The organism is Brevundimonas sp. NPDC046655 (assembly GCF_044901625.1).
Lineage (GTDB): Bacteria > Pseudomonadota > Alphaproteobacteria > Caulobacterales > Caulobacteraceae > Brevundimonas.
On record NZ_JBJDPV010000005.1, the window covers coordinates 224248 to 244380 of the forward strand.

At 67.7% G+C, this 20133-nt stretch carries 17 protein-coding genes; 8 read left to right on the forward strand and 9 right to left on the reverse strand.

Annotated features, from left to right (window positions below; all coding sequences use genetic code 11):
* Nucleotides 1-21: 21 nt before the first annotated feature.
* Genes ACI2KI_RS14625 through ACI2KI_RS14635 form a run of 3 tightly spaced genes read left to right on the forward strand, consistent with a single transcriptional unit; the run spans nucleotide 22 to nucleotide 2305 of the window.
* The gene (locus ACI2KI_RS14625) at nucleotides 22-516 is read left to right on the forward strand and encodes a hypothetical protein (protein WP_390182387.1); all 495 of its coding nucleotides are present in this window, start codon (nucleotides 22-24) and stop codon (nucleotides 514-516) included.
* Nucleotides 516-1334 carry a phosphatase PAP2 family protein gene (locus ACI2KI_RS14630; protein ID WP_404621219.1) on the forward strand — a complete coding sequence of 273 codons (819 nt, stop codon included), beginning with the start codon at nucleotides 516-518 and terminating at the stop codon, nucleotides 1332-1334. Before ACI2KI_RS14625 ends, ACI2KI_RS14630 begins: the two co-directional genes overlap by 1 nt.
* Nucleotides 1334-2305, forward strand: a complete 972-nt coding sequence (locus tag ACI2KI_RS14635; RefSeq protein WP_404621221.1) for a right-handed parallel beta-helix repeat-containing protein — start codon at nucleotides 1334-1336, stop codon at nucleotides 2303-2305. Before ACI2KI_RS14630 ends, ACI2KI_RS14635 begins: the two co-directional genes overlap by 1 nt.
* Here ACI2KI_RS14635 and aguB read toward each other — a convergent pair.
* From aguB to ACI2KI_RS14660, 5 genes are all read right to left on the reverse strand, one after another.
* Entirely contained in the window at nucleotides 2302-3168 is an 867-nt protein-coding gene (gene aguB / locus ACI2KI_RS14640; RefSeq protein ID WP_404621223.1) for an N-carbamoylputrescine amidase, read from the reverse strand. The two genes, ACI2KI_RS14635 and aguB, sit on opposite strands and share 4 nt — an antisense overlap.
* A gap of 2 nt (nucleotides 3169-3170) precedes the next feature.
* Nucleotides 3171-4172, reverse strand: coding sequence for an agmatine deiminase family protein (locus tag ACI2KI_RS14645; protein WP_404621225.1), 1002 nt, complete (start codon nucleotides 4170-4172; stop codon nucleotides 3171-3173).
* A gap of 199 nt (nucleotides 4173-4371) precedes the next feature.
* Nucleotides 4372-6891, reverse strand: coding sequence for a TonB-dependent receptor (locus tag ACI2KI_RS14650; protein WP_404621227.1), 2520 nt, complete (start codon nucleotides 6889-6891; stop codon nucleotides 4372-4374).
* Between the two features lie 193 nt (nucleotides 6892-7084).
* A complete protein-coding gene (locus tag ACI2KI_RS14655) occupies nucleotides 7085-8272 on the reverse strand; it encodes a capsular biosynthesis protein (RefSeq protein WP_404621229.1) in 1188 nt (395 codons plus the stop codon).
* A gap of 262 nt (nucleotides 8273-8534) precedes the next feature.
* Complete coding sequence (locus tag ACI2KI_RS14660; RefSeq protein ID WP_390182380.1) at nucleotides 8535-9686, reverse strand: outer membrane beta-barrel protein; 1152 nt, start codon at nucleotides 9684-9686, stop codon at nucleotides 8535-8537.
* 199 nt (nucleotides 9687-9885) lie between these two features.
* Between ACI2KI_RS14660 and ACI2KI_RS14665 the strand changes: the two genes are divergently transcribed.
* Nucleotides 9886-10791 carry an SDR family NAD(P)-dependent oxidoreductase gene (locus ACI2KI_RS14665; protein WP_404621231.1) on the forward strand — a complete coding sequence of 302 codons (906 nt, stop codon included), beginning with the start codon at nucleotides 9886-9888 and terminating at the stop codon, nucleotides 10789-10791.
* Between the two features lie 251 nt (nucleotides 10792-11042).
* Nucleotides 11043-12245 carry an acetyl-CoA C-acyltransferase gene (locus ACI2KI_RS14670; RefSeq protein WP_404621233.1) on the forward strand — a complete coding sequence of 401 codons (1203 nt, stop codon included), beginning with the start codon at nucleotides 11043-11045 and terminating at the stop codon, nucleotides 12243-12245.
* Here the strand turns inward: ACI2KI_RS14670 and ACI2KI_RS14675 are convergent.
* A complete protein-coding gene (locus ACI2KI_RS14675; RefSeq protein ID WP_404621235.1) occupies nucleotides 12239-12946 on the reverse strand; it encodes a helix-turn-helix transcriptional regulator in 708 nt (235 codons plus the stop codon). The genes ACI2KI_RS14670 and ACI2KI_RS14675 overlap by 7 nt on opposite strands.
* Before the next feature lie 111 nt (nucleotides 12947-13057).
* Between ACI2KI_RS14675 and ACI2KI_RS14680 the strand changes: the two genes are divergently transcribed.
* Complete coding sequence (locus ACI2KI_RS14680) at nucleotides 13058-13669, forward strand: glutathione S-transferase family protein (protein WP_404621237.1); 612 nt, start codon at nucleotides 13058-13060, stop codon at nucleotides 13667-13669.
* A gap of 6 nt (nucleotides 13670-13675) precedes the next feature.
* Here ACI2KI_RS14680 and ACI2KI_RS14685 read toward each other — a convergent pair whose 3' ends face one another.
* Genes ACI2KI_RS14685 through otsB form a run of 3 tightly spaced genes read right to left on the reverse strand, consistent with a single transcriptional unit; the run spans nucleotide 13676 to nucleotide 17633 of the window.
* Nucleotides 13676-15088 (reverse strand): trehalose-6-phosphate synthase, encoded by a 1413-nt coding sequence (locus ACI2KI_RS14685; protein ID WP_404621239.1) that lies wholly within the window; start codon nucleotides 15086-15088, stop codon nucleotides 13676-13678.
* Nucleotides 15085-16872: a glycoside hydrolase family 15 protein gene (locus ACI2KI_RS14690; RefSeq protein ID WP_404621241.1), complete on the reverse strand. Its 1788-nt coding sequence runs from the start codon at nucleotides 16870-16872 to the stop codon at nucleotides 15085-15087. The genes ACI2KI_RS14685 and ACI2KI_RS14690 overlap by 4 nt, the downstream gene beginning before the upstream one ends.
* Nucleotides 16869-17633 (reverse strand): trehalose-phosphatase, encoded by a 765-nt coding sequence (gene otsB, locus ACI2KI_RS14695; RefSeq protein WP_404621243.1) that lies wholly within the window; start codon nucleotides 17631-17633, stop codon nucleotides 16869-16871. Before otsB ends, ACI2KI_RS14690 begins: the two co-directional genes overlap by 4 nt.
* 186 nt (nucleotides 17634-17819) lie before the next feature.
* On the opposite strand from otsB, the gene ACI2KI_RS14700 reads away from it, so the two are divergent.
* Nucleotides 17820-18812: a KpsF/GutQ family sugar-phosphate isomerase gene (locus ACI2KI_RS14700; RefSeq protein ID WP_312064604.1), complete on the forward strand. Its 993-nt coding sequence runs from the start codon at nucleotides 17820-17822 to the stop codon at nucleotides 18810-18812.
* Nucleotides 18812-20092, forward strand: coding sequence for a glycosyltransferase family 4 protein (locus ACI2KI_RS14705; RefSeq protein WP_404621246.1), 1281 nt, complete (start codon nucleotides 18812-18814; stop codon nucleotides 20090-20092). Before ACI2KI_RS14700 ends, ACI2KI_RS14705 begins: the two co-directional genes overlap by 1 nt.
* The last annotated feature ends 41 nt before the right edge of the window (nucleotides 20093-20133 follow it).

Consider the following 20133-nt stretch of genomic DNA (forward strand, 5'->3'; position numbering starts at 1 on the left):
AGTCTCAAGGACGTAGGCGGGATGAAGCGTAGCGTGGCAGCCGTCGCCGTGGCCCTTTCGGTCGGTCTCGTCGGATGCGATGAGCGCAGTCAGGCTGCGCCCGAGACCAGCCTGCCCCCGCCCGCAGACGCGCCCGCCGAGATCGCGCCGGTCGCCGCTTCAGCCCCTGCCGCCGATGTCGAACCGGCGCCGGCTTCGATCGACGGCGCCCCGGCCTTCGCCGCCCTCTATCCCGGCGCTCAGACCGACGGCCCGGCCACGGTCGCCAACGGCCCGACCGGACCCGGCGGCCTGATCACCTTCACCACGGACGCCGGCCCCGACGCCGTCGTCGCCTTCTACAAACAGCGCGCCGAGGCCGCCGGCCTGGCCCCCGTCATGGCCATGAACCAGGGCGAGGCCCGCGCCTATGGCGCCGCCGCCCGCACCACCAACGGCGCCACCCTGCAGGTCGTGGCCTCGCCAGGCGAAGGAGGCCTGACCTCGGTGCAACTGACCTGGAGCGCCGGGGCCTGATGAACCGCCGGGGGGCCTTCATCATCACCATCGCCGCCGCCGGGCTCTCGGCCTGCGCGGGCACCCCCGCCGCCCTGCGCCCGCAAGCGGTTCAAGCCGCCGCGCCAGAAGCTAAGGGCTATCTGACCGGGCCTTTGATCCAGGCTCTGGCCGACGCCGTGCCGCCGCCGCCCGCGCCCGGCTCCCCGACCGATCTGGCCGACAAGGCGCGCTCCAACCAGTTCAAGACGCTGGAGGACAGCGACCGCTGGCTGCTGGCCACGGCGCACGCCGAATTGCGCCCGCCGCTGGCCCTGCAGCATTTCGACTGCGCCCTGGGAGCGCGGCTGGGATCGGCGGCGACGCCGAACCTGAACCGTCTGATGCAACGGCTGTTCGACGATTCCGACGCCGCCGCCGAACGGGTCAAGGCGCGCGGCTTCCGCGCCCGCCCGGTCGGCGACGATCCCGAGCGCCGTCCCTGCCAACGCGTCAGCGAAGCGGGGCGCAGAGGCGCCTCCTATCCCTCGGGCAGTTCGACGGTCGCCACCGTCTATGGCGAGGCCTTCGCCGCCCTGGACCCTGAACGCGCGACCGAAGCCCGCCGCATCGCCCACGAAATGGGCCTCAGCCGTTTGATCTGCGGCATGCACTACCCCAGCGACGTCGCCGCCGGCGAAACCCTTGGCAAGGCCGTGTTCGACGCCGCCGCCGCGACGCCCGGTTTCGACGCCGATCTGGCCGCCGCCCGCGCCGAACTGGCCGCCGTGCGCGCCACCGGGCTGACCAGCCCAGGCTGCGCCGCCGAGCGTCTGGCCCTGGCCGCGCCCCTGCCCTGATGTCGTCGCTTCTGGCGCTCCTGCTGCTGGGCGCCGCGCCAGACCCCTGGGCCCTGCCCGCCGCCCGTCCCTGCACGGCGGCCGAACTGGCGGAACTGACCGACGCCGCGACGACGCCCTGGCGTCTGACCTGCCGCGCCGTGCTGGCGCCCGGTCAGACCATCGTCCGTCCCATCCTGATCGAAGGCGCCGAGGCCTCCGGCGCCGGGCTGGACTGCAACGGCGGCGCGATCGGCCGCCCCGGCCTCGCCGTCACGACCCGTCAGCCCACCATCGCCGTCTGGTCGCGCCGCATCACCGCCGAGCACTGGAGCCGCCCCACCGACATCCGCGTCACCAACTGCGTCATCCACGGCGCGGTCCGGGTCTGGGGCATGGGGGCGGACGGGAGTTATGACGACCTGCGCGCCTCGTCGCGCACCGCCGCGCACACCGCGACGACGCAGGGCGCGGCGCCCAGCCATATCGAACTCGACCGCGTGACCATCGTGGGGACCGGCTCCATACCCCTCTATGTCGGGCCGGGCGTGACGCGGCTCAGCCTGACCCGTTCGACCCTGAGCGGCCGCAGCGATGCGACCGCCCTCTATCTGGACGCCGAGAGCGCCGACAACCGGATCGAGAACAACGCCATCGCCGTAGAGACAAGACGCGAGGTCATCGCCATCGACGGCTCGGCGCGCAACCGTATCACCGGCAACCGCATCGACCTGAAGGGGCGTCCCGGCGTCTTCCTGTATCGCAACTGCGGCGAGCGCGGCGTGATCCGGCACCAGACGCCGTCGGACAATCAGATCACGGACAATGTCTTTTCCGGCGCCGCTCGGCTGAGGCCGCAGTTGGTCGTCGTCGGCTCGCGCGAAGGCCGCCGGTCCTACTGCGGCGAGGATCGCGGCTATCCCTGGGGCAGCAGCGCCGATGACGGCGACCGCGCCACGAACAACGTCGTGGCGCGCAACCTTCGTCGTTAGGCCGGGCGGCCCGTCGCCAGGGCGCCGTACAGCTCCGGGCGACGATCGCGGAAGAAGCCCCAGGCGGCGCGGTACTGATCCATGAAGTCCAAGTCGAAGGTGTGGACCAGCACGCCCTCTTCGCCCGTCAGGCTCTCGACCAGATCGCCGCGATGGTCGGCGATGAAGGAGTGGCCGTAGAAGCTCTGACCGGCCTCGGTCAGGGTCTCGTGACCGATGCGGTTCGAGGCGATGACCGGCATGGCGTTGGATACCGCGTGGCCCTGCATGGCGCGCTGCCAGGGGGCGGCGGTGTCCAGGGTGGCGTCATGCGGCTCCGAGCCAATGGCGGTCGGATACATCAGGATGTCGGCGCCCTGCAGGGCCATGGCGCGGGCGGCCTCGGGGTACCACTGGTCCCAGCAGATACCGACGCCGATGCGGCCGAAGCGGGTGCTCCAGACCTTGAAGCCGGTGTCGCCGGGACGGAAATAATACTTCTCCTGATAGCCCGGTCCGTCCGGGATATGGCTCTTGCGATAGACGCCCAGGGCCTCGCCGTCGGCGTCCAGCATGACCATCGAGTTGAAGTAGTGCGGGCCCTCCTTCTCGAAGATCGAGACGGGGATGACCACGCCCAGTTCCCTGGCCACCGGCTGCAGCTGGACCACGGCCGGATGCTCGCGCCACGGATAGGCCGAGGTGAACCAGTGCTCCTCCTGCGTCACGCAGAAGTAGGGCCCTTGGAACAGCTCCGACGGCAGGATGACCTGCGCGCCCTTGGCCGCGGCCTGACGGATCAGGCCGATGGTCTTGTCGATGTTGGCCTGCATGTCCTCGCCGTAGGAGGTCTGCAGCGCGGCGACGGTGACGGTGCGGGTCATCTTTACGCGGGCTCCTGCTGGCTGATGCAGTGGAAGGATCCGCCGCCGGTCAGGACAGCGTTGGACGGCGACAGCACGATCTCGCGGTCGGGGAAGACGGTGGCCAGGGCCTCGCCCGCCAGACGGCTCGCGACCTCGTCGCCGTAGGTCGGCACCACGACGGCGCCGTTGGCGATCAGGAAGTTCATGTGGCTGGCCGGGACCGGGCGCTCGTCGGCGTCCAGCACCAGTCCGGGCGACGGGATGCGCAGCACCTTGAGCTTGCGGCCCATGGCGTCGGTCGTTTCAGACAGCAGGCGGGCGGTGTCGTCATAGACCTCGGCGTTCGGGTCCTTGCGGCCGAAGGCGATGGGGCAGGCGACGACGCCGGGTGCAACGAAGCGGGCCAGATTGTCGACATGGCCATCGGTGTGGTCGTTCAGCAGGCCGTCGCCCAGCCAGACCACCACCTTGGCGCCGACCGAGGCGGCCAGGGCGGCCTCGGCCTCGGCCTCGGTCCAGGTCTTGTTACGGTTCCTGTTCAACAGGCACTGACGCGTGGTCAGGACCGTGCCTTCGCCGTCGTGGTCCAGAGCGCCGCCTTCGAGGATGAAGTCATGACGGGTGGTCGGCACGCCGGAAAACTCGGCGATCTGATCAGCGACCTCGTCGTCGTGGGGATAGTCGTACTTGCCGCCCCAGCCGTTGACGCTGAAGGTCTGGGCCGTCTTCGAGCCCGTGTTGAAGATCGGGCCGGTGTCACGCAGCCAGATGTCGCCGAAGCGGGCGGCCACGACCTCGATCCCATCGACGCCGTCCAGACGGGCGCGGGCGCCGGGCAGAGCCTCGTCATTGCCAACCATCAGCTTGACCTGCTCGCGGCCCGGACCGGCAAGCGCCCTGACCAGGGCCTCGACCTCGTCCTGGGCCTGGGCGAAATACTCGCCCCACAGCTCGGCATGGCTGGGCCAGCCGACCCACATGGCCCGGTGCGGCGTCCATTCGGCGGGGATGGGGTAGGTCATGAGCGAAGTCGATCCGAACGGAAGAAAGGCAGACCGCGCCAGATAGGCCGAGACGCCCCCCGGTTCAATGTTTGCGGGCGATCGGCCGCAGCCGCCGAAATGGGCCCCAAGTAGCGCGAACGCGCGGCAGGCCGGCAAACAAAGAAAAGGGCGGCCCGTCGCCGGACCGCCCTCCTCATTTCTGGATCGAAGCTGAAGCTTAGAAGCTGTAGCGGATCGAAGCCATGATCGTACGCGGAGCGCCGACGCCCGCGAACGGACGGCTGTAGCCCAGCTGGCCCGGGGTCGCCGACGCGCGGGTGCCCAGGGTCGAGTAGTACTGCTCGTCCAGCAGGTTGATGACGTTCAGCTGCAGGTAGGTGCCGTCCAGACCCAGGGTCGAGAAGTCGAAGCGGGCGTCCAGATCGACGACGGTGAAGGCGTCAACCTTCAGGTCGTTGACGTCGGTGACCCAACGCTCGCCGGTGTACTTGCCTTGGACGCCAGCCGAGAAGACGTCGTTGAACTTGTACGAGGCGCGCAGCGAGAACATTTGTTCCGGCGTTTCAACCTGCTTCTTGCCCTTGGTCTGCAGTTCGGCGCCCGCCGCGTTGTAGCGGTAGTTGTCCTGCAGTTCGCTGTTGAGCAGCGAGACCGTGCCGTACAGGTTCAGCTTCTCGGTCGGTTGCCAGCCGAGCGAGGCTTCGAAGCCGAGGCTTTCCACCGAACCGACGTTGCGATCGACGAACTGACCCAGGTCTTCGTCCCAGGTGCTGACGATGCGGTTATCGAACTGGTTCTGGAACACCGAGGCCTGAGCCACGATGGTCGAGGTGGTGTAGCGATAGCCCAGGTCGATGTTCTTCGAGGTTTCCGGCTGAACCGTCGGGTTGCCGATCGAACCATCGGCGAAACGCGTGACGGCGTAGAGGCTGTCCGTACGCGGAGCCGACAGGGACTCGCTGTAGCTACCGAAGACCGAGTGGCCTTCACCGAAGCGGTAGGTGGCGCCGACGTTCGGCAGGATGTCGTCGAACTTCACTTCACGCGAGTACGGCTTGATGTACTGCGTCGTGCCGCGGCCGGCGAAGGTGACGTTGCCGTTGGCCAGGGTCGCGTTCGGCACTTCCGAGGTGCAGAGGACGTTCGACGAACCGTTCTGCGTGTAGCAGTACTGGTTCAGCTCGCGCTTGAAGAAGGGAGCACGGACACCCAGCGTGACCGTCAGGGCTTCCTGGAAGAAGCGACCGCGGTATTCGGCCGAGAACTGGTTCAGCGAGGCGATCGACTTGCGGTCGCGCGACTGCAGGGCGTAGCCGTCCAGGTTGACGACGCGGTTGTCGTGATCGTTACGGCCGCCGAAGACGTCGACGAAGCTCGGGTTCGACGGATCCGAGAAGTCGACGAAGCCGTAGTTGCCGGTCTGACGGTGACGACCCCAGTCCAGCGCATAGGCGGCGCGCAGACGGTGGTTGTCGTTCAGATCCCAGATCAGCGAGCTGTTCAGGCCGTAGCGGTGGGTGTTGGTGTTGGACGGCGACATGACGCGCACGCGGTCCAGGGTGTCGCCGTCGCCGTTCAGGTCAACGCCGCCCGTCGTCTTCGTGCCGCGCAGCAGCAGGTCGGTTTCCGACAGGACCGTTTGCTGGGTGCCGCCGTTGGCCAGGGTGTACTGGAACGAGGGGTCGACCGTCAGGACCAGGCCGTCCATCAGGGTGAAGCGCGAGTTACCGCGGATGTTGCCCGTGTCCGACGGGTTCACGCGCAGACCCCAGTAGTTGGAGCCGTTGGCGTCATTGTCGGCGACGCCGTTGCGGAAGGTCGGGGCGACGTAGGTACGGTCGAAGTCGACGCCCCAGCCGAACGGGTTCGACGGATCATTGACCTGATCGACGCAGACCTGGGTCTTGGCGACGTCGCAGAAGCCGGTGGCGGTGCCGAGGTTCGGCCCCTGGTAGTTGTTGTTGCGGTTCTCGTTGTAGTGACCCGACAGGGCCACGAAGTCGCCGTTGTCGCCGAGCGGCTGATAGATGCGAGCATTGTACTGCACCTTCTCCAGCTCGCCGATGCCCTTGAACTTGTCATAGTTCTGGTACGAGGCGGCGACCCAGGCGGTGGTGCCCCACGGGCCGAACTCGCCCGTGTTGAACAGGCCCATGACGCGGCGATAGTTGAAGTCGCCGAGCGAACCCTGGACCCAGCCGCCCATGTCGGTGGTCGGACGCAGCGTCACATAGTTGATGGTGCCGCCGGTGGCCGAGGCGGTCGGGCTGTCGACGTCGGTCGAACCGGTGTTGACCGAGGCGCGCTCGATCAGTTCCGGGTCCATCTGTTGGTTGGTGTACGACGAGTAGTTGCCGGTGTCGTTCAGCGGAATGCCGTCGAAGGTCAGCGAGACGCGGGCGCCGTCGAAGCCGCGCAGACGGATGTTGCCGCCCGACGAACCATAGGGGTCGGCGTTGGTGAAGCTCAGGCCCGGCGTCAGGTTCAGGGTCTGCAGGATGGTCTGACCAGCGGCCTGGGTGGCGATGAATTCCTGGTTGACGGTGTTGCGGGTCTTGGCGACGGTTTCAGCAACCGCCAGACCTTCCAGGTTGCGCGGGCCGCGCTGGCCGGTCACGACGACGTCGCTGACTTCCGTGGCTTCGGTGCCGGTCGATTGGGCCGAAGCGGCGCCGGCCATGAGAAGGCCGCTCATGAGGGCGGTCGTCGCCCAGAACAGCTGTTTGCGGTTGGTCATCTGTTGGTATCCCCAGTGATGAAGGCGTAGCGCCATGCGCGGCAGGCCGTGACGCCTGTCGAGATGGGCTGGGCCTTAAGGCCGCTGCGGGAAGTTTGGACGACAGTCGTGTGACAGTGATATGACAGCCGCCGGGGGTGGCTATATCGTCACACCTCTGTGGATGGTTTCATCTCCCCATCCGACAGGGCCGTCAGCCGGCGCGCACCGCGAAAGCGTCGGCGATCAGATTAGCCGTCGAGCGCATGGCGCGCGGCTCGTGATAATTGCCGTTGATCTGGCTGCGAGCGATCACGTGTGCGCGGAACGCCGTGAAAAGCTTGGCGTCGGCGGGCTTGGGCGCGCTCCAGAAATCATCCAGAGGCTGCTGGTCGGTCAGGCCTTCAAAATCGAAGAAGGCGTCACCCATCACCTTGACCGGGGTACGGAACCCCAGCGCCGACAGGGCCGCGCTGGAGTTATTGACCACCATGCCCTGTGACGCGCGGCACAGCTGGGCCAGATTGCCGCCGTCGATGAAATCGACCCGGTCATCCAGCCCGCGCTCCACCGCCAGGCAACGGGTCATGTGCTCCAGATCCGACAACCCCGGATCCAGAGGATGGTTCTTGACCACCAGCCGGCAGTCCTTGGGCGCATGGCGAGCGAAGCTGCCCATGACCTCGGCCAGGAAGGCGGTGTTGTCGGCATAGGAGGAATAGCGCAGCAGCTGGGCGTCGCCTTCCCGCTGCAGGCAGGCGATGAAGAAGGGACCGCGCGCGCGGATCACGTCGGCGTCGCAGGACTGCTTGGGACGCGTGGCCAGGCCGAAATAGCGGCGGATATGGCCGAAAAACTGTCGCCAGGGCGAAACCGTATAGGGGTGCCGATAGCGCGGGAAGGCCAGCCGCCCCAGCGGCTGCACCGCATGATAGAAGCTGATGTTGAACACGTGATGCGGCAGGATCTTGCCGACCGGGCGCGTCACCGGCAGCTCGGGGCCGGGTATGGCGTATCCCGCCGCTGAACGCGGCAGGCTGCTGGAGCCGTTGACCCCGTTCTGCTCCAGAGTGATCCAGTCGGGGCGGAAGTAGCCGTTCTCGAGCACCCAGACGCGCGCCTTCAATGCATCAGCCTGAGCCAGGACGCCCTGATTATAGGGACCGCCCTCGCCGAAGACGATGATGTCGGTGAACTGATCGGCCAGTTCCCGGACCCGGGCAGGCCAACGTCGCACATGGTCGCGGAAAGTCACGCCGCCGGAGCGCCGCCAGGTCACAAGGTCGCCGGCGTTGAAAATCATGCGGCCGACTTCGCCGCCCCTTGCGATGACAGCCTGGGCCAGAAGCCGCCCGAACCCGCCGAACGGGGCCGTGACGATCAGAAAGCGGCGGCCGCGCAAATCCGCCTGCACCAGCGGGATTGCATTCGGCTGATCAGGATCAAATGGCGCAAGCAAACGCGGGGTGTCTTTCCAAGAATCGAGCCCCTTCCTAGTGCCAAGGCCACGTCGATGACAAGGCGGTTGGACGGTCGGATCGAGTCTGCATTGTGCTGACAAGAAGGCCGCCGGCTCTGGACGAGACCGACGGCCGGACTTTTTCGACATCCAGGACATGGTTCCCGGAGCAAGACCTTTCGGTCTGCTCCGGGGACTTCATGCCTTAGAAGTTGATGTCGATGGTGGCGCGACGGTTGAGCGGCTCGCGCACGCCGTCAGCGGTGGCCTTGGCCGGGGCGGTTTCACCCTTGCCGTCGACGGCGATGACGCCGCCGTTGACGCCTTGGGCGACCAGGGCGTCGGCGACGGTGCGCGAACGACGGTTGGACAGACCCAGGTTGTAGGCCGCGTTACCCGAGGTGTCGGCGTGACCGACGACCAGGATGCGGGTCGGCGCGCCCGACTTGGCGTAGTTGGCGGCTTGCGTCACCACCGAACGGGCCTCAGCCGTCAGGTCCGAGCGATCCCAGTCGAAGTAGACCACGAACTGACGCGCAGCCGGCTTGGCCGGAGGCGGCGGCGGCGGCGGCGGGGGCGGCGGGGGCGGAGGCGGCGGGGGCGGCGGCGGGGGCGGCGGCGGCGGGGGAGCAGCCGGCTCGGCGCCGAAGGCGTAGCGCAGACCCAGGGTCACGGTGTGCGACTGGTCGTAGTCGCCGGCCATTTCGCCGAAGGCGTTGGACGCGGTGTTCGTGAAGGTCGCGAACTCGGCGTCGCCCGTCAGGTAGCGATAGGTCAGGTCGATGTTGGCGCGGTCCGAAACGGCCCAGGCCAGACCGGCGATCGCCTGAGCGGCGAACTTGGTCGAGCTGTCGTCGGCGGCGAAGGCCACGGTCGGGTTCTGACGCAGGCGGCCGACGACGTCGGTGTTGACGTGGTTGGCGCCGACGCCGAGGCCGACGAACGGACGGATGCTGCCGGCCGAGTAGCCGAAGTCATAGATGACGTTGGCCATCACGGTGGTCGAGGTGATGTCGCCGTCGGGCGAGTAGCACGGACCGGTGGCGGGCGTGATGTTGCACAGGCCTTGCGGGCCCGAGACGGCGCGCACGGTGCCGATGTCGCCCGAGCGGTAGCCGCCTTCCAGTTCAACGCGCCAGTTGGGGTTGAAGCGGTAGCCGAGGCGGGCGAAGGCGGCCCAGCCGTCGTTGACTTCCCAGTTCCAGTTGGAACCGCGGGTCGACGACTCGGTGTTGATGTCGTCGATGATGTGGTAGCCGGCGTCGACGGCGCCGTACCAGCCGTCCGGCTCAGCCGACGCAGCGCCGGCCACGCACAGCCCGGCCGCGGCGACACTGGCGAGAAGTTTGAGCTTCATAGTGTCCTCACACTCAAGTTGATCCGAAAGCCGTCGTCGATGACGTCAGCACTCAGGGGGCTTCAACGGCACGAGACCGCTCAGGTTCCGCCATCTTTCCCCGCATTGTGACAACTGTGGCGCCCTTTCAACACATCGGGCCGTTTTTTCCCTCAATCGAGCCTGCTAGGACCATTTTGAAACACAACGGAGGCAAGGCATGACGATCAGGTTCGACGGCCAGGTGGCGATCGTGACGGGTGCGGGCGGCGGTCTGGGCCGCGAACACGCCCTGGCTCTGGCGGCGCGGGGAGCCAAGGTGGTGGTCAACGACCTGGGCGGCGCCCGCGACGGCTCGGGCGGGTCGGCCACGGCGGCCGAGGCCGTGGTCGCCGAGATCGAGGCCGCAGGCGGCGAGGCCATGGCCAATGCGGCCTCGGTCACCGACGCGGCGGCGGTCGAGGCCATGGTCGCCGAGGTCATGGCCCGCTGGGGCCGCATCGACATTCTGGTGAACAACGCCGGCATCCTGCGCGACAAGAGCTTCGCCAAGATGGAGTTGGCCGATTTTCGCGTGGTGATGGAGGTCCACCTGATGGGCGCGGTCCACTGCACCAAGGCGGTCTGGGACATCATGCGCGCCCAGAACTACGGCCGCATCGTCATGACCACCTCGTCGTCAGGCCTGTTCGGCAACTTCGGCCAGGCCAACTACGGCGCGGCCAAGATGGCCCTGGTCGGCCTGATGCAGACCCTGGCCATCGAGGGGGCCAAGAACGACATCCGCGTCAACGCCCTGGCCCCGACGGCCCACACCCGCATGACCGAGGACTTGCAGGGCCTGCCTCTGGAAGCCCTGGGGCCGGAGCTGGTGACGCCGGGCCTGCTGCATCTGGTCAGCCGCGACGCCCCGACCCGCGCCATCCTGGCCGCCGGCGCCGGCGGCTTCGAGCGGGCCTATGTGACCCTGACGCAAGGCGACTTCGCCGTCGGTTCGGACGCTCCCGAACAAGTCGCCGCCCGCTTCGACGCCATCTCGGATCGCAGCAACGAGATCGTGCCGGACATGGGCGCCGCCCAGGGCATGATCGAGCTGACGAAAGCCCAGACGCATCACTCATCTTAAGAGGCCTATGCTCGCGACGCGGTCGCTCGCGGCTTGAGGCCATTTGGCGCCTCCCTGCCTGAGGCCCGCGTGCATTCTACGAAGGCGCCTTGCGTTGACGTGACGTGAGGCGCCTATCTTCTCTCTGTTAGGCAGGAAACGCGCTTCCCGCAGCGCGCGTCCGCATCGCGGCGACAGCGCCCTCTCACGCGCTCAAGCAGCGAGGCGCCACGCGCCGAGCGATAGCGCCCAAAAAGAGAGAGATCTTCTCTATGCGTGAAGCCGTCATCGTCTCCACCGCCCGCACCCCGATCGGCCGGGCCTATCGCGGGGCCTTCAACGACACCCAGGCGCAGCAACTGGGCGCCCACGCCGTGAAGCACGCGGTCGCCCGCGCCGGCGTCGATCCCGCCGAGATCGAAGACGTCATCATGGGCGCGGCCCTGCAACAGGGCTCGACCGGGACCAACGTGGCGCGCCAGGTGGCGCTGGCGGCGGGCCTTCCCTCCTCCGTGCCCGGCATGAGCCTGGATCGTCAGTGCGCCTCGGGCCTGATGGGGATCGCCACGGCGGCCAAGCAGGTCGTCTTCGACAACCAGAAGATGGCGGTCGGCGGCGGGCTGGAGAGCATCTCTCTGGTCCAGAACCAGCACATGAACCTGTATCGGATGAAGGACGAGGCGCTGCTGACGCTGTCGCCCCACATCTATATGTCGATGCTGGAGACCGCCGAGGTCGTCGCCCGCCGCTACAACATCAGCCGCGACGCCCAGGACGAATACGCCCTGCAGTCGCAGCAACGCACGGCGGCCGCCCAGGCCGAGGGGCGCTTCGACGCCGAGATCGTGCCGATGACCACCTCCATGCTGGTCGTGGACAAGGCCACCGGCGAGACCTCGTCGAAAGAGGTGACCCTGTCGAAGGACGAAGGCAATCGCCCCGACACCACCCTGGAGGGCCTGCAATCGCTGAAGCCCGTCTTCGGCGGGGGCGAGGAAATCCAGCAGGGCGAGTTCATCACCGCCGGCAACGCGTCCCAGCTGTCGGACGGGGCTTCGGCCTGCGTCGTCATGGAGGCCGGCGAAGCGGTGAAGCGCAACCTGCAACCGCTCGGCGCCTATCGCGGCATGGCGGTGGCGGGCTGCGAACCCGACGAGATGGGCATCGGCCCCGTCTTCGCCGTGCCCAGGCTGCTGAAACGCCACGGTCTGACCATGGACGACATCGGTATCTGGGAGCTGAACGAGGCCTTCGCTGTGCAGGTGCTCTATTGCCGCGACAAGCTGGGCATCCCCAACGACCGGCTGAACGTCTCGGGCGGCGCCGTCTCCATCGGCCACCCCTATGGCATGTCGGGCGCCCGGATGACCGGCCACGTCTTAATCGAGGGCAAGCGGCGCGGCGCCAAATACGGCGTCGTCACCATGTGCATCGGCGGCGGCATGGGGGCTGCGGGCCTGTTCGAGATCTATTGAGGCCCGCACTGGGCGGCCCGTCGCGCCTCCATCGCTGCGAACCAGCGTTGGCGCAGGACGGCGGGTCGGCCGGGATAGCGGTCGTCCAGGAACTCGGCGTCGACCACCCGGTCGGCGCGGAAGCTGCGGAAGTCCTCGCGCGTCTCGCACCAGGCCAGAAGCAAACGCGCCCGCTCGTGATAGCCGATCAGGAAGGGCCAGATGACCCGCGTCGTCTCGCGCCCCTGCTCGTCGGCGTAGTGCAGCCGCAGCTTGCGCCCGGCGTGGATCCAGGCCCGCACCTGGGCCAGGTCCACGGTCTCGATCTTCTGCTCCCACGGCGGGGGCGTGGCCACCGACGGCTCCAGCACCACCGGACGCAGACGTTCCGGCACGATGGCGGCGATCTTGGCGGTCAGGTCGCGCGCGGCGCGCGCCAGGGCCGGATCGCCGCGCGCCGCCACCCATTGCGCCCCCAGAACCGCCGCCTCGATCTCGTCCGAGGTCAGCATCAACGGGGGCAGGTCGAAGCCCCCGTCCAGCACATAGCCCAACCCCGCCTCGCCCCGGATCGGCACCCGCTGGCCGAGCAGGGCGGCGATGTCGCGATAGATGGTGCGTTTGGAGGTCTCCAGCTCGGCCGCGATGGCGTCGGCCGTCACCGGGCGCGAGGCCCGGCGCAGCACCTGGATGATCTGGAACAGTCGGTCGGCGCGTCTCATGTCTCCACCCTGGCCGAAGACTGCTGACAGCATGGTGGCAGCAGGGTGGCAGTAGTCAAGACGAACCGCCGCCGACGCCCCGTCGCGGCGCGATATCTGGGAGGATTATCGATGCTGACCCTGTTCCACGCCCCCTGGTCCCGTTCCTCGCGCCTGGTCTGGCTGGTCGAGGAGCTGGGGGCCGACTGCCGCATCGAATATTGCGACATCCGCCGCATGGACGGCGCGGGCGCCGCCGATCCGAAGAACCCGCACCCCGACGGCAAGGTCCCGGCCCTGCTGCACGACGGCGCCCTGATCACAGAGTCCGCGGCGGTGGCCCTCTACCTGACCGGGCTACATCCCCAGGCGGGTCTGGGCTTCCCCCCGAGCTCGCCGCAGCGCGGGCCGCTGCTGACCTGGATGTTCTGGGCCTCGGGCGAGTTCGAACCCTCTTTGTGGAACAAGATCACGGGCGCGGTGGATGCCGATCCCTACGCCCGCGCCCGCTACGACGCCGCCGTGACCCGTTTGCTGGAGGCCCTGTGGGAAGGCCCCTGGCTGATGGGCGACCGCTTCACCGTGGCCGACGTCCTGATCGGCAGCTCCGTGGCCTGGGCGCGCGAGCATCTGCCGGAAAGCCCCCTGCTGGACGCCTATGTCGAACGGCTGGCGGCGCGTCCCGCCCATGCCCGCGCCATCGCCCGCGACGGGGCGCCGCCGCAGTATGCACAAGCGAGCTAGTCGGCTTCAGGCCGCGCCGACGATGCTCTCGTCGTCGGCGCGACGCTCAACCTTCATCAGCGCCTTCACATAGCTGTCGCGCCAAATCCCGACATCCGTGTCGCGCACCACCTGCATCAGGGCCTCCCACTTCCGGATGCGCTCCTTCAGGGGCATGGTCAGGGCCTTCTTGATGGCCTCCGACAGCTCCTCGCGGCTGAAGGGATTGACCAGCAGGGCCTCGCCCATCTGCTCGGCGGCGCCGGCGAAGCGCGACAGGATCAGCACGCCGGGGTCCTCGGGGTTCTGGGCCGCGACATATTCCTTGGCCACCAGGTTCATGCCGTCGCGCAGGGGCGTGACCAGACCCACCTTGGCCGCGCGATAAAGGCCCGCCAGTTGATCCCGGCGGAAGGTGCGGTTCAGATAGCGGATCGGCTGCCAGTCCATGTCGGCATAGGCGCCGTTGATGCGCCCGGCCAGGGCGTCCAGCCGTCCGCGAATATCCTGATAAGTGTCCACGTCATCTCGAGAGATGGGCGTCACCTGCAACAGGAAAACCTCGCCGTGCATGGCGGGATTGTCCTCAAGGAACTGCTCGAAACCCAGCAGACGCTGCTCCAACCCCTTGGAATAATCGAGCCGGTCCACGCCGACGATCATCGAGCGAAAAGCCGCCGACGCCGCCATGCGGTCATAGGTCTTGCCGCCCAGAACCGAGTCGCGGGCGGTCAGGAAGCCGTCGACGTCGATGCCGATGGGAAAGACCCCGCCCTGGACCCGGCGTCCGAAGGCCTCGATCACATGTTCCGGCGACACCCGCCCCCGCGCCTCGACCTCGACGTAGCGCTCGAACAGGCCCAGCCATTCCTGCGTGTGGAAGCCGATCAGGTCGAAGTAGAACATCGACTCCACCAGCCGCCGATGATGCGGCAGGGTCACCAGCAGCTGACGCGCCGGCCACGGCGTGTGCAGGAAGAAGCCGATGCGATTCTTGACCCCCAGGCGGCGCAGGTCCCGCGCCATGGGGATCATGTGATAGTCGTGGATCCAGATGATGTCGTCGGGCTGGATCAGCGGCTGCAGCACCTCGGCGAAGCGGCGGTTGGTGCGCTCATAACCCTCGCCGTAGGACCGCTCATAGGCCGTCAGGTCGACCCGGTGATGAAAGAGCGGCCACAGGGTCTTGTTGGCGTAGCCGTTGTAATATTCGTCGACGTCCTGCGGCTCCAGATCGACGGTGGCGACGGTGACGCCCGCGCGGTCCTCGATGTTCAGTTCACCGGTGAACTGCTCGACCGTCTCGCCGGACCAGCCGAACCACAGGCCGTCGTATTTGCGCAGAGCTGCCGACAGGGCCATGGCCAGGCCGCCGACCGAGCCCGAGGCCGGGTCCTTGGGCGCCGAGACGCGGTTCGAAACGACAATAAGACGGCTCATCGTGCGTCCTGCCACGAACGACTGAGCAGAACCGCGCAGTTGATGATCCCGACCAGGGAATAGGTCTGCGGATAGTTGCCCCACAGTTCGCCGTCCTGAAGCGCGATGTCCTCGCTGAGCAGGCCCGCGTGGGTCCGCCGGCTCAGCATCTCGTCGAAGATCGCCCTCGCCTCCTCGGTCCGGCCGTTCAGGTGCAGGGCCTCGATGAACCAGAAGGTGCAGAAGTTGAAGGCCGTCTCCGGCTCGCCGAAGTCGTCAGGGTGAATGTAGCGGAACAGATAGGGGCCGCGCTTCAGGTCGCGCTCGACCGCCTCGAAGGTCTTCACCTGACGCGGGTCGCGGGCGTCGAGGAAGCCCAGATCGGTCATCTGCAAGAGGGACGCGTCCAGCTCGGTCCCGCCGAAGCTGGCGGCGAAGCGACCCTCGTCGGGCAGATAGGCCTCGGCCTCGATGCGCGCCCGGATCAGACGGGCCCGCTCGTCCCACAGCTCGCCGCGCTCGCTCAGGCCCAGATGCCGCGCCGCCTTGGCCAGCCGGTCGCAGGCGGCCCAGCACATGACCGAGGAATAGGTGTGGACCCGGGCGATGGTGCGGAACTCCCACAGACCGGCGTCCGTCTGGTCGTGCATGGAGAAGGCGCGGTCGCCGACCTTCTCGAGCGCGTGGAAGTCCTCGATCGTGCCGGGCCTCAACATCCGCTCGTCAAAGAAGGCCTGGACCAGGGGCAGGACGATCTGGCCATAGACGTCGTGTTGTAGATGCTCGTGCGCCTGATTGCCGACGCGCACCGGCTTCATGCCGCGATAGCCCGCGACGCTCTCGACTACGCGCTCGCCGATGCCCGCCTCAAGGCCCACGCCATAGACGGGCTGGACATGGCCGCCCTTGGCGTCGTCCACCAGGTTGCGCAGATAGCCGAGGTAGTTCTCGAGGATGTCCACCGCCCCCAGCCGGTTCAGCGCCCGCACCGTGTAGTAGGCGTCGCGCACCCAGCAGAAACGATAGTCCCAGTTGCGCCCGCTCTCGGGGAACTCGGGCACGGAGGTGGTCATGGCCGCGACGATGGCCCCGGTCTCTTCATAGACACAGAGCTTCAGGGTGATGGCGGCGCGGATCACCGCCTCTTGCCAGTCCAGCGGCACATAGAGGGTCCGGGTCCATAGCTTCCAGTGCTGGATGGTCTGATCCAGGGCCGCCGAAACCCCCGCCACGACCGATTGGTCATAGCCCTCGTCCGGGCCAAGGAAGAAGGCCAGCTCGCCCTCGAGACGGAAGGTCCGCTCGTTCTGGACATGGGTCACCGGGCAGTTGGTAGTCAGCCGCAGCGTCAGGTCGGTGCACAGATAGCGGATGTGGTTGGAGCCCGAGGTCTGTTCCGCTCGGCGTGCGCCCCATTCCGCCGAGGGTCGCAGCCGCACGGTGATGCGCGGAGCCCCCGACAGCGGCCGCACCACGCGCGCGAAGGCGATGGGCCGATAGATGCGCGAGTGCTTCAGATGGCGCGGCGCGAAATCGAGAATCTCGACCGAGGCCCCGCGTTCGTCGGTCATCACCGTGCGCAGGACGGCGGTGTTGCGCACATAGGCCTGCTCGATCGAAACCATGTCCGCCAGTTCGATGGCCCAGAAGCCGTGTTCGGGATCATCGCCGTCCATCAAGGCGGAAAAGACCGGGTCACCATCCACGCGCGGAGCGCAGGCCCAGACGAACCGGCCGCTCCGGTCGATCAGGGCGCTGACCGAGCAGTTGCCGATCGGGGCGAGGTCGAGGTTGGGACGACTCATGCGGCGCCTCCTTCAATCTGATCCAGCCAGTCGAGCACGGCGGCGACGTCCTCCAGCCGATAGCGGGCCGCCGTCGGCCGCTCAGGCCCCACCAGAACGCCGAATCCGCCCAGCGCCTCGGCCGCTTCAAAGCCGTGTTCGTCGGTCAGGTCGTCGCCGACCATGATGGGCAGCGCCCCTGTAAACGGCGCCTCGGCCATGAAGGCGGTCAGGGCCGCGCCCTTGTCCGTGCCGGGGGTCTTCAGCTCCAGGACCATGGAGCCGGGCTGCAGCGCCAGGCCGGTCTCCTCAGCTAATGACGCGGCCAGAGCGAGCGCCTCTTCCGAGACGCCCGGCGCCTGGCGGTAATGCAGACCCGCCGCCAAGGTCTTGTCCTCGACGATGACGCCGGGGCGGTCTGCGGCGAAGGCGTCGAAGGCTGCCACCGCCCGGCGCACGGCGGGGTCGGGCGCTCTATTGGCGAAGGATCCGTCGCCGCGACGCCTTTGCAGGCCGTGCACGCCGGACGCCGCCCGCGCCGCGCCGTCGCTGATGCGGTCGATTTCGCCCAGGGTTCGCCCACTGACGATGGCGACCCGGCCCTCCATCCGATCGGTCAGTCGGCTCAGCACCTCGGTGCGCCGGGCGTCCGGCCCCACCGCGTCCGGCGTCGGCGCCAGGGGCGCCAGCACCCCGTCGAGATCCAGAAAGAGCGCGGGCTTCCTCAGTACGAGAGGCGGCTTGGGCAGGCATGAGGCGATCGCCCCGGAGGCAGACGACATAAGGTCCGGACTCGTTTCGATGCTGTTGTCGAGACAGTTGGGAACGCGCCGGGACCGGGAAGGTTGTCCGCCAAGGTGACAATTCCGTCGCAGCCCCGCCATTGTGCGAACAATCCAGATGGGGCAATTCGCGGATGCGCCATGAAGAACCGCCGCAGCGGTCCGGCGTCTCAGGAGCCGATGCCCATGCCCAACACGCTTCACTCGTCGCCCGAGCAGATTGCTGCGATGACGGACCGAGCGCGCGAGGTCGTGCGTCTGAACATCGAGGCCCTGGAGGCGCTGGAGCGCTCTATCGACGTCTCGATCGCTCGCGCCTGCGACATCATCCTGTCGCGTCCCGGCTATCTGGTTGTGACAGGCATGGGCAAGTCGGGCCACATCGGCGGCAAGATCGCCGCCACCCTGGCCTCGACCGGCACCAACTCCTTCTTCGTCCACCCGGCGGAGATGAGCCACGGCGACCTGGGCATGCTGCGCCCCGACACCACGCTGCTTGCCATCTCCAACTCGGGCGAGAGCCGCGAACTGCGTGATCCCCTGCTTTACTGCCAGCGCAACGACATTCCGGTCATCGGCATCACCCAGCGCGCCGGCAGCTTCCTGGGCCGCCACTCAGCGGTCAGCCTGACCATGCCCAAGGTGGCCGAGGCCTGCCCCAACGGCCTGGCGCCGACCACCTCGACCCTGATGACCCTGGCCATCGGCGACGCCCTGGCCATGGTGCTGATGGACCGCCGCGGTTTCACAAGGGAAGACTTCGGCCTGCACCACCCTGGCGGCGCCCTGGGCATGAGCCTGCAGAGCGTGCGTGAATGGATGGGCGACAACGCCGCCACCCCGGCCAGCGTGCCGATGGACGCCGACTTCAGCGCCGTGGTCTCGGCCGTGTCGGCCGGCCGCAAGGGCGCCGTTGCGGTCCTGCATTCCGACGGCAGCCTGGCGGGCATGATCACCGACGGCGACATCCGCCGCGCCTTCACCAGCGACATCTCGGCCCTGCGCGCCGAGGACATCATGAGCCGCACCCCCATCACGGTAGATCCCGACGCCCGCATGAGCGACGTGGTCGACCTGCTGAGCGCCAACAAGATCGCCAACCTGTTCGTGGTCGAGAACGAACGGCCCGTCGCCATCATCCATATCGCCGAGCTGATGCAGGCCGGCTACGTTTCCTGATGACACAGGACATTCTTTTCGACGCCAGCCGCCTGCTGAGCCGCACGGACCGAAGCGCGCCGACAGGCGTGGACCGCGTCTGCCTGGCCTATGCTGAATGGCTGGTCGATCATCCTGACTACCGCATGGTGCCGGTCCGGTCTCGCCACGATCAACTGGCTGCGGTGGACGACGCCTGGTTCCGGGATTGCATGGTCGAACTGCGTCAACGCTGGACCGGCGGCTCCGACGCCCGCGCCCTTAACACCAACGAGCGCCGGTTGTTCGCCGCCCTTGAAGCGGACCGCCCGACCGCCTCGGTGATCGGCGAAGCCCCCGACCCGCACCAGCCCAAGGCGAAAAAGAAGACCCGCGTCTGGAAGCAGTATTTCCGCTCGCGCCGCATCACCGCCCCGCCACCGGCCAAGCTCTATTTCAATGTCGGCCACACCAGTCTGAACACGCCGGACATCCTCGCCAGCCTGGGAAGCCAGGGGATCGATCGCGTCGTCATGCTGCACGACCTGATTCCGATCACCCATCCCGAGTTCTGCCGGCCCGGCGACGGGGCGAAGCATCGCCGCCGGGTCCTGACGGCCCTGCGCCACGCCTCGCGGATCGTGGTCAACTCCCACTATACGGCGCATGAACTGCTGGCCTTCGCCGACCGGGAGAAGCTGGCTGCTCCGCCGATCGACGTCGCGCACCTGGGCCTGGAGCCCGTCTTCATGAAGGCCGAGCCGAGCGGTGCGCGGCGTCCCTACTTCGTCCACGTCGGCACCATCGAAGCGCGCAAGAATCTGGCCTTCCTGCTGACCATCTGGCGACGCCTGCAGGAAAAGATGGGCGATGAGGCCCCCCGCCTGGTGCTGATCGGCCGCTACGGCTGGGAGAATGAAGCCGTGCTGGATCACCTGCAGCGCTCGCCCAATCTGCAGGGTCTGGTGCATCAGGTCGAAAACCTGCCCGACACTGCCCTGGCCGACCTCATGAGCGGCGCCCAAGCCGTGCTGGCTCCCTCGTCCGTCGAGGGCTTCGACCTGCCGGCAGTGGAAGCCTGCGCCCTCGGCGTGCCGCTGATCGCCTCCGACATTCCGGCCCACCGCGAACTGGTGGCCCAGGCGACCCTGATCGACCCGCTGGATGGTTTGGGTTGGCTGGCGGCGCTCGAGACGGCGACGCTGAAACGTCCGATCGCGACCGCCTACGCCCCGCCGACCTGGCCTGGCCACTTCGCGACGGTTGAAGCACGACTGGGCCTGGACCAGAGCATGGATGTTTGTCTCGCCAGTCCGGCATGAGAACGGATCAAGGGTCAGAACGCATCCCTCTGGTCCGCAGC

Bases quoted from the DNA above. Each gene is read 5' to 3' on its own strand.
- ACI2KI_RS14625 (WP_390182387.1), top strand. From the start codon at position 22: ATGAAGCGTAGCGTGGCAGCCGTCGCCGTGGCCCTTTCGGTCGGTCTC.
- ACI2KI_RS14630 (WP_404621219.1), top strand. From the start codon at position 516: ATGAACCGCCGGGGGGCCTTCATCATCACCATCGCCGCCGCCGGGCTC.
- ACI2KI_RS14635 (WP_404621221.1), top strand. From the start codon at position 1,334: ATGTCGTCGCTTCTGGCGCTCCTGCTGCTGGGCGCCGCGCCAGACCCC.
- aguB (WP_404621223.1), bottom strand. From the start codon at position 3,168: ATGACCCGCACCGTCACCGTCGCCGCGCTGCAGACCTCCTACGGCGAG.
- ACI2KI_RS14645 (WP_404621225.1), bottom strand. From the start codon at position 4,172: ATGACCTACCCCATCCCCGCCGAATGGACGCCGCACCGGGCCATGTGG.
- ACI2KI_RS14650 (WP_404621227.1), bottom strand. From the start codon at position 6,891: ATGACCAACCGCAAACAGCTGTTCTGGGCGACGACCGCCCTCATGAGC.
- ACI2KI_RS14660 (WP_390182380.1), bottom strand. From the start codon at position 9,686: ATGAAGCTCAAACTTCTCGCCAGTGTCGCCGCGGCCGGGCTGTGCGTG.
- ACI2KI_RS14665 (WP_404621231.1), top strand. From the start codon at position 9,886: ATGACGATCAGGTTCGACGGCCAGGTGGCGATCGTGACGGGTGCGGGC.
- ACI2KI_RS14670 (WP_404621233.1), top strand. From the start codon at position 11,043: ATGCGTGAAGCCGTCATCGTCTCCACCGCCCGCACCCCGATCGGCCGG.
- ACI2KI_RS14675 (WP_404621235.1), bottom strand. From the start codon at position 12,946: ATGAGACGCGCCGACCGACTGTTCCAGATCATCCAGGTGCTGCGCCGG.
- ACI2KI_RS14680 (WP_404621237.1), top strand. From the start codon at position 13,058: ATGCTGACCCTGTTCCACGCCCCCTGGTCCCGTTCCTCGCGCCTGGTC.
- ACI2KI_RS14685 (WP_404621239.1), bottom strand. From the start codon at position 15,088: ATGAGCCGTCTTATTGTCGTTTCGAACCGCGTCTCGGCGCCCAAGGAC.
- ACI2KI_RS14690 (WP_404621241.1), bottom strand. From the start codon at position 16,872: ATGAGTCGTCCCAACCTCGACCTCGCCCCGATCGGCAACTGCTCGGTC.
- otsB (WP_404621243.1), bottom strand. From the start codon at position 17,633: ATGTCGTCTGCCTCCGGGGCGATCGCCTCATGCCTGCCCAAGCCGCCT.
- ACI2KI_RS14700 (WP_312064604.1), top strand. From the start codon at position 17,820: ATGCCCAACACGCTTCACTCGTCGCCCGAGCAGATTGCTGCGATGACG.
- ACI2KI_RS14705 (WP_404621246.1), top strand. From the start codon at position 18,812: ATGACACAGGACATTCTTTTCGACGCCAGCCGCCTGCTGAGCCGCACG.